Source organism: Thalassospira alkalitolerans (assembly GCF_002115745.1).
In the GTDB taxonomy this organism is placed as follows: domain Bacteria; phylum Pseudomonadota; class Alphaproteobacteria; order Rhodospirillales; family Thalassospiraceae; genus Thalassospira; species Thalassospira alkalitolerans.
In genome coordinates, this window is sequence record NZ_JFKB01000046.1 from 1 (window position 1) to 1,369 (window position 1,369).

Annotated in this window: 1 protein-coding gene; it reads left to right on the forward strand. The window is 56.7% G+C overall.

Annotated elements, in window-relative coordinates:
* The first annotated feature begins 80 nt into the window (after positions 1 to 80).
* The gene (locus TALK_RS21825; protein ID WP_024074122.1) at positions 81 to 1,106 is read left to right on the forward strand and encodes an IS110 family RNA-guided transposase; all 1,026 of its coding nucleotides are present in this window, start codon (positions 81 to 83) and stop codon (positions 1,104 to 1,106) included.
* The last annotated feature ends 263 nt before the right edge of the window (positions 1,107 to 1,369 follow it).

Sequence of the window (1,369 nt, forward strand, 5' to 3'; positions counted from 1 at the left end):
CCGGGCTAATGAGATGGTCACCCCCACACCCTGCGAGGGCTACGCTTTCGCAGGGTGTTTTGTTTTTGGAGGCCATCATCATGAGCGAGTCAGCACTGATCGGGATCGATCTCGGCAAACATAATTTCCACCTTCTGGGCCAAGACAAATCGGGCCGCGAGGTGTTTCGCAAAAAGCTCTCGCGAGCGCAGATGATGCGGTTCTTCGGCAACTTGCCGAGCTGCGTCGTGGTAACGGAAGCCTGTGCCGGCTCTCACTTCATCGCCCGTCAGCTTGCGGCGATGGGGCATACGACCAAGTTGATTTCACCGCAGTTTGTCCGCCCTTTCGTCAAGGGCAACAAAAATGACTTTATCGACGCAGAGGCCATTTGCGAGGCGGCTTCCCGTCCGTCCATGCGCTTCGTTACGCCTAAAACCGAGTCTCAGCAAACCCTGTCTGTCCTGCATCGCATGCGCGAGTCGTTGGTGCATGACCGCACCAAGACAGCCAATCAGATGCACGGTTTCCTGCTGGAATTTGGCATCAGCCTGCCCAAAGGCTCAGCCATCATGAAGCGTTTGGCAGCTGTTTTGGCCGAGCATGAGCTGCCTGTGCGGCTGACAGTGCTGTTGCAACGCCTGCACGATCACTTCGTTTACCTGGATGAACAGATCAAGGAACTGGACAAACAACTGGCTTGCCAGCTGGCCGACGATGATCTGGGGAGCCGTTTGCTTAGCATGCCGTGTGTCGGTCCGATCACCGCCAGCCTTCTGGCTGTAGAAATGGGCGATGGCAAGCAATACCGATGCAGTCGCGATTTTGCGGCTTCAGTGGGCTTGGTGCCGCGACAGTACAGCACGGGCGGCAAAGCCAATTTGTTGGGGATCAGCAAGCGGGGTGACAAGCACCTGCGGCAACTGCTGGTGCAATGCTCCAGGGTTTACATGCAGAGGCTGGATCATCAGAAGGGGGCTTTGGCCGACTGGGTGCGAGCGCTGCTGCGCCGACGACACTCGAATGTGGTGGCCTGTGCCCTGGCCAACAAACTGGCGCGTATCGCTTGGGCGATAGCGGCTCACCATGCGCAATATGAAGCAGGGCCAGACGCCTTGAACGCCTGACCCTGCGGTTGTTGCAGTACCACAATTCACCCTTCAGGTTTTGCGATAGCTGAACAACGGATGACGTGAACGGCCTACCGGCCTGGCGAAGATCCTGACATAAAAATCGGCTTCAGAAGCCGACGGGCTTTTAAGGATCGTCAGGCGCGACTCTCATCGTGGCGCTGGGGCAAGCCCCAAACAGACGCCGGATAGATTTAAGCAAGCCAACCACATCGCCCGTTAATCAGTATTGCAAAAATGGGGGGGACCATAGATTTTTT

What these genes read in the sequence shown, in the direction of transcription:
- TALK_RS21825 (WP_024074122.1), top strand. Translation starts at nt 81, where the DNA reads ATGAGCGAGTCAGCACTGATCGGGATCGATCTCGGCAAACATAATTTC.